General features: G+C 52.7%; 5 protein-coding genes. All 5 read left to right on the forward strand.

Features of this window, described 5'->3' with window-relative positions:
• Positions 1 to 316: 316 nt before the first annotated feature.
• The 5 genes from DQX05_RS29750 to DQX05_RS29770 all read left to right on the forward strand — a co-directional run bounded on the left by DQX05_RS29750 (position 317) and on the right by DQX05_RS29770 (position 6044).
• A complete protein-coding gene (locus DQX05_RS29750) occupies positions 317 to 2074 on the forward strand; it encodes a spore germination protein (protein WP_119796845.1) in 1758 nt (585 codons plus the stop codon).
• A 152-nt stretch (positions 2075 to 2226) separates the two neighbouring features.
• Positions 2227 to 3567 carry a diaminopimelate decarboxylase gene (gene lysA, locus DQX05_RS29755; RefSeq protein WP_119796846.1) on the forward strand — a complete coding sequence of 447 codons (1341 nt, stop codon included), beginning with the start codon at positions 2227 to 2229 and terminating at the stop codon, positions 3565 to 3567.
• A gap of 124 nt (positions 3568 to 3691) precedes the next feature.
• A complete protein-coding gene (locus DQX05_RS29760) occupies positions 3692 to 4129 on the forward strand; it encodes a peptidylprolyl isomerase (protein WP_119796847.1) in 438 nt (145 codons plus the stop codon).
• A 579-nt stretch (positions 4130 to 4708) separates the two neighbouring features.
• A complete protein-coding gene (locus DQX05_RS29765) occupies positions 4709 to 5512 on the forward strand; it encodes a transglycosylase SLT domain-containing protein (protein WP_182914968.1) in 804 nt (267 codons plus the stop codon).
• Positions 5513 to 5552: 40 nt separating this feature from the next.
• Positions 5553 to 6044, forward strand: coding sequence for a VanZ family protein (locus DQX05_RS29770; RefSeq protein WP_119796849.1), 492 nt, complete (start codon positions 5553 to 5555; stop codon positions 6042 to 6044).
• Positions 6045 to 6112 lie beyond the last annotated feature (68 nt).

Below are 6112 nucleotides of genomic sequence, written 5' to 3' on the forward strand. Positions count from 1 at the left end.
GCTCTGACTGAACGGGATAATGCTGATAAGGTGCTGAGTAGATGCCGACCTGCTCTGACTCATTGGGATAATGTTTAGAAGGCCTTGCTTACATCTCAACGTGCCCCGTTTAATGTATCCTGACCGGGGGAAAGTGGGAAAAGGCTTGGGAGAGGAAGCGGCTAGTAATGAAGTCAGTTGCTTCGAGGTCGGGGAAGGCGGACGAAGTCCCTAAGCCGATGCAAATGTTTCCTACCCGTAATCTTTCCTCATAATGCAATGGAACTCAACCATACTAAAGAGTACAGATCAACATGGAGACAGGAGGTTTTTGGCAATGACGGAGCACCAGACGCATGAGTCGGCTCAGACGGAAGGGGAGCTGCAGCCTCCCCCTTCCGCGGACGGTTCTTCCGGTCCGATTGGGTCCGAAGCTCAGGACCATGGGCAAGGCGGCACTGCGAACGTAAGGCAGCAGAATGGATCCCGACAGAAGGGGAAAGGCAATAAACGCGGGAAAGAAAATGCGTCAAACAATGGCATGCAGCAACCGGTTGAAGTCTCGGATACCATCGAAGAAGCGATTGCGTATTGGAATGGTGATGATGAGATTCCGAAGAATCTGGAGGAGACGAAGAAGACGCTGAAGGAGGTCGTAGGTTTTACCGATTCGTTCGATGTGATATTCCGCGAGATGATATTTGGCGGACGGCGTGTTGGCCTCTTTTATTTGAATGGCTTTGCCAAGGACGAGGTCATGACGATTATTTTAGCGCGTCTAACGTTTCTGGACAAAAAATCGATAACCCCAAATGCGCTTAAGGCATTTTTTGATTGCTATATCCCTCATATTCAGGTGGAAAAGGTAAGTAAGTTCAGCGAAGTGATCAATAAGGTGCTTGCAGGCGGCAGCGCCTTCTTCATCGAGTATGAGGCAGAAGCGATCGTGACGGATGTGAAGACGTTGCCTTCGCGGAATCCGGAGGAGCCTTCGCTGGAACGGGTGGTGCGCGGGGCCCGCGACGGATTTAACGAGACGCTGCTCACGAACGTTACACTGGTGCGGCGGCGGCTTCGCGATCCGGGCTTGAAATATGAGACCATCCAGGTCGGAAGGCGGACGCGAACTGACGTATGCATTGCATATATTGATGATATCGTCGACATGACACAGGTGGAGGCGGTGCGCAAAAAGATTAAGGCAGCCGATCTGGAAGGACTGCCGCTCGCCGATAAGCAGCTGGAGGAGGTTATCATCAACAAAGGCTGGAACCCGTATCCGCTTGTCCGGTATTCCGAAAGGCCAGATGTGGTGGCGGCGCATTTGCTTGACGGCAATGTCGTCATTTTCGTCGATACGTCGCCTTCTGTCATGATACTGCCGACGACGTTCTTCGATCTGTGCCAGCATGCGGAGGAGAACCGCCAGACGCCGTTCATGGGGACCTATATGCGATGGATTCGCTTCATCGGCATATTTTCTTCCTTGTTCCTGCTGCCGATTTGGATGCTATTCGTGATTGAGCCAGGCATCAAGCCGGCCGCCCTGCAGATTATTGGTCCGCATAAAATGGCGAAGCTGCCCATTATCATGCAGTTCCTACTGGCTGAAGTCGGGATCGATTTGATGCGCATGGCGGCTGTCCACACGCCTTCCCCGCTGGCTACAGCGCTTGGACTCGTGGCGGCGATATTGATCGGGGATATTGCGGTAAAGACGGGCGTATTCGTCAATGAGGTCATTTTGTACATGGCTGTCGCGGCTGTCGGCATGTTCGCCACTCCAAGCTATGAGCTGGGGCTGGCCAATCGCATTGTCCGGCTTATTCTGCTCGTGTTGGTAGCGTTGTTCAAAGTCCCGGGATTGGTGATCGGCATTACGCTCTACATTCTTTGGCTGTCGCTGCATCGTTCCTACAATTCGTCCTATCTCTGGCCGTTTATTCCGTTCAATGTCAAGGCGATGTTCAACATTCTGTTCCGTCAGCCGGTGCTGGACATGAAGACGCGGCCGAGCTTCAACAAGACGCGCGATAGTACGAAGATGCCGCCGGATCGCTCTTCCGATCGGAATAACGGCGAGCCGCAGACCTAGAGAATGACACGGTGTTAGTATAAAGATATAATGCAAATGTTACGTGCAAAAGTCCATTCTTACGTATAGAGTGGACTGGTATACTCGACGTAATATTTTTCATGGTGCTGGGAGATCCAGTGTGTGGATGAGGAAATGGGGAGAAGAAAACGATGCACTTACATGGAACAAGTACAACCAATGAATCCGGCCACCTCGAAATCGGCGGCTGTGATGTGACCACCTTGAAAAATCAGTTCGGAACACCGCTGTACATTATGGATGAGGCACTCATTCGTACCCGCTCCCGCGAATATATGGAAGCGTTTCGGGAGTCGGGGCTGAACTTCCAGGTTGCCTACGCGAGCAAGGCGTTCTGCGTGCTTGCCATGTGCCGCATCGCGGACGAGGAGGGCTTGTCCCTTGATGTCGTATCTGAAGGGGAACTGCATACGGCGCTGCAAGCGGGCTTTCCTGCCGAACGGATCCATTTTCATGGCAATAACAAGACGCCGGACGAGATCGAAATGGCGCTCGATGCCGGCATCGGATGCTTCGTCGTCGACAGCTTCGCCGAGCTGCACCTGCTGAATGCATTAGCCAAAATGCGGCGTCAACAAGTATCGGTTCTGCTGCGCGTGACGCCCGGCGTTGAAGCCCACACGCATGAATATATCTCGACCGGACAGACGGATTCCAAGTTCGGCTTCGACATTGGGAACGGAACGGCGCTTCAGGCCGTGGCGCAAGCATCTGATGCGGAAGGCTTGCATCTGCTCGGGATTCACTCTCATATCGGATCGCAAATTTTTGAGACGGAAGGATTCCAGATGGCTGTGCAGCGCGTCGCGGAATTTGCGGCCAACGTGCGCAGCCAGATGAATGTTGTCTTTCAGGTCGTGAATCTGGGCGGCGGCTTCGGCATCCGTTATATTGAAGGCGATACGCCGCTGGCTGTCCGGGATTATGTGAAGGCGATTGCGGAAGCGGTGCGCACGTACTTCGGGCCTATTTACAGCGAATTGCCGGAGATCTGGGTTGAGCCGGGCCGCAGCATCGTTGGGGAAGCCGGCACGACGCTGTACACCATCGGTTCGATTAAGGATATCCCTGGGGTTCGCAAGTATGTTGCGGTCGATGGGGGCATGACTGACAATCCGCGCCCGGCGCTGTACGAATCAAAATATGAGGCGATCGTAGCCAACCGTGCGAATGATCCAACCGATGAAGTCGTGTCGATTGCGGGCAAATGCTGCGAGAGCGGCGATATGCTCATCTGGGATGTGGCGCTGCCAACCGTGTCGGCTGGAGACCTGCTGGCCGTCTCATGCACGGGCGCTTATAACTATTCGATGGCGAGCAATTACAACCGGATCCCGCGCCCGGCTGTCGTCTTTGTCCGGGAGGGCGAAGCGGATCTTGTCGTTCGCCGCGAAACGCATGAAGATATTGTCCGCTGTGATCTGATACCAGCCCGGCTGGAAAAGCGTGAAGCGAAGCCTCTGAGCCGCTAAATTCAGCGCCCCGCATGTCGCCTGCAAGTTGGCGGAGCGGGGCTGTTTTCTTTTTACGCCTAAATAACGTATAATCGTTAACGATAGTCATCCCACAATGAGATATGAGAGGAGTTCATACATAATGAGCAAATTTGCACAAATTGAGATGGAAAAGGGCGGCTCCGTCAAAATTGAATTGCATGAGAAAGAAGCGCCGGGAACGGTAGCCAACTTCGAGAAGCTGGCGAATGAGGGCTTCTACAACGGATTGAGCTTCCACCGCGTCATTCCGGGATTCGTCGCTCAAGGCGGATGCCCGCAAGGAACCGGAATGGGCGGACCGGGCTATACGATTAAGTGCGAGACACAAGGCAATCCGCACAAGCATGTGCGGGGCGTGCTCGCGATGGCACATGCCGGCAAAGATACCGGGGGCTCCCAATTTTACATCACGTATGACGCTTTCCCGCATTTGGATGGCGTGCATACTGTTTTTGGTAAAATTGTGGAAGGTATGGAAGCCGTCGACCAAATCAAGCAAGGCGACAAAATGAAAGAAGTTCGCGTTGTAGAAGGTTAAATTCGCCTCCCTGCTCCCGTTTACGGCGGAGCAGGTTTTTTTTACATTCAGAAACATTAGACAAGATAAAAATATTGCGTATAATCATAGAAGATGATAAAATGCTAGGAAAGAACGAACACGCGTTCCCTAGTAATCATGGCAATCAAGCCAGCCGGCAGCGGCAACGCAAGCAGGCGGCTCGTGCCAATCAGAACAGACCCGAAGCTATTGAGAACAAATCAGGTTGAAGCGAATAGGTAATCTGCTCCCGGAATGATCCGATGCCGGGCAAGCAACGATTATTTTGCACTCTGAACAAGGGACCCGGCTGCAGCATGCGGATCCAGTGCTCCATATCTATGTTCAGGCTACTCCCCCACATGAACGCCTTCTATTTCAATCCAATCCATTGCATCCGTATTACATCGCTTCTATCATTTCCGCCTTCCCGTATATCTCACCTCTCCCCTGATGAGAATCGGAAATACCATGATTTGTTTCAAGCTGACCAAGTTTGAATACACAGAGATAGAGAGAAAGCGCAACCGGTTATCGGTGCCGACGAAGTCGGGGTAGGGTCATTAAGAGGAGATGAACATGAGGAAAGGTGTCATAACCGTCGTAGGCGCGGCAATCGTACTTACATCCTGCAGCCTGGACGGATTGAACAGAGAGACGGCGACGTACCAGGAGTATGTGGATCGGGTGCCGCTCGTATTCGAGTTGGAAATGGAACGTCAAGCGCGGCAAGTAGACTTGCATAAGAGCAGCGGGAAAGAAAAAGAGGTTAGAATTCAATCGGCGTCAGCGAAGAACGAGGCGCCCGCCCGTCCGCACATTCCGTCGATTAAGCTGCCGGATGAAGTACTTGATTTAATCTGGAAGGAAACCCGCAAAAAGAATATTGATTATATAACCTTTTTGGCTTTGATCAAAGTGGAAAGCAACTTCGATACAGACCTGGTGCACAGTAATCCGAACGGAACGGAGGATTACGGGCTCGTGCAAATGAACTCCGTCAACGTATCCCGTTTGTCCAAAGCGATCGGGCGCCCGAATCTTGATATGTTCGAGCCGAAAGACAATATTTTGCTCGGCTTGGCCGAACTGCTCGAATGCCGCGCTTATTGGCAGGACAAGTATAAAGGGGATAACCTGGAAAAAGCGATGCTTCTCGCTTATAATCGTGGTAGATACGGCTCCAAACGCTGGATTCAGGACAAAGGCACGCTGGACAGCGCCTATACGAAACGAGTGCTGAAAGCGAAGGCGCAGTATAAGCGCGAGGCGGCAGAGGCTGCACAGGCGGCCCCAAAGAAGTCGGGGACGAATATGGCTTCCCCGAACTCGCAGAAGCCGGCTCAGACGATGAGAATCCAGCGCACTAGACAGGCGAATTGAACGGGCTGGAAGCCCTAAATTGAAAGGGGCACGCGAATCTATGCGCAAGAGAAGCCGGTTAGGCCTTCTATGGTTTATTTTGACCATCGCCTGGATGGCATTTATTTTCATGAAATCGGCCGAACCGTACTCGGTTCAGGATGTGAAGCCGGCGCTCGGCTCCATCGTCTCCGAAGAACAGCTGCTTCGCTATATTCCGCGTTGGGAATTTTTCTATGACGGCAGTCTTGTATCGTGGCGGGAGCCTTACCATTTCGTCGAATTTTTTATCCGCAAAGGCGGGCATGTAGCCGAGTTCGCCCTGCTGACGGTGCTGCTTATCTTGACACTGTCGGCCCGTGTCCGTTCGAAGGGACTGGTAGCGGTGGGGAGCGGGCTAATTGCTGTCTTGTACGCCTGCTCCGATGAATGGCACCAGACCTTCGTGCCCGGGCGGACCGGACATCTCGCCGATGTTGCGGTCGACTCTATCGGAGTGGTGCTCGTGTTGGCGGCCTATTTGATCGTGACTGCGGCCCGGCGGAGAAGGTAAGGTGAGGGATAGCCTGTCAATCGTCTGTGAAAATGTCACTTTAACTGTGCTATGAAAATGTCACTTGT

The organism is Paenibacillus thiaminolyticus (assembly GCF_003591545.1).
Classification (GTDB): domain Bacteria; phylum Bacillota; class Bacilli; order Paenibacillales; family Paenibacillaceae; genus Paenibacillus_B; species Paenibacillus_B thiaminolyticus_A.

What these genes read in the sequence shown, in the direction of transcription:
- DQX05_RS29750 (WP_119796845.1), top strand. Translation starts at nt 317, where the DNA reads ATGACGGAGCACCAGACGCATGAGTCGGCTCAGACGGAAGGGGAGCTG.
- lysA (WP_119796846.1), top strand. Translation starts at nt 2,227, where the DNA reads ATGCACTTACATGGAACAAGTACAACCAATGAATCCGGCCACCTCGAA.
- DQX05_RS29760 (WP_119796847.1), top strand. Translation starts at nt 3,692, where the DNA reads ATGAGCAAATTTGCACAAATTGAGATGGAAAAGGGCGGCTCCGTCAAA.
- DQX05_RS29765 (WP_182914968.1), top strand. Translation starts at nt 4,709, where the DNA reads ATGAGGAAAGGTGTCATAACCGTCGTAGGCGCGGCAATCGTACTTACA.
- DQX05_RS29770 (WP_119796849.1), top strand. Translation starts at nt 5,553, where the DNA reads ATGCGCAAGAGAAGCCGGTTAGGCCTTCTATGGTTTATTTTGACCATC.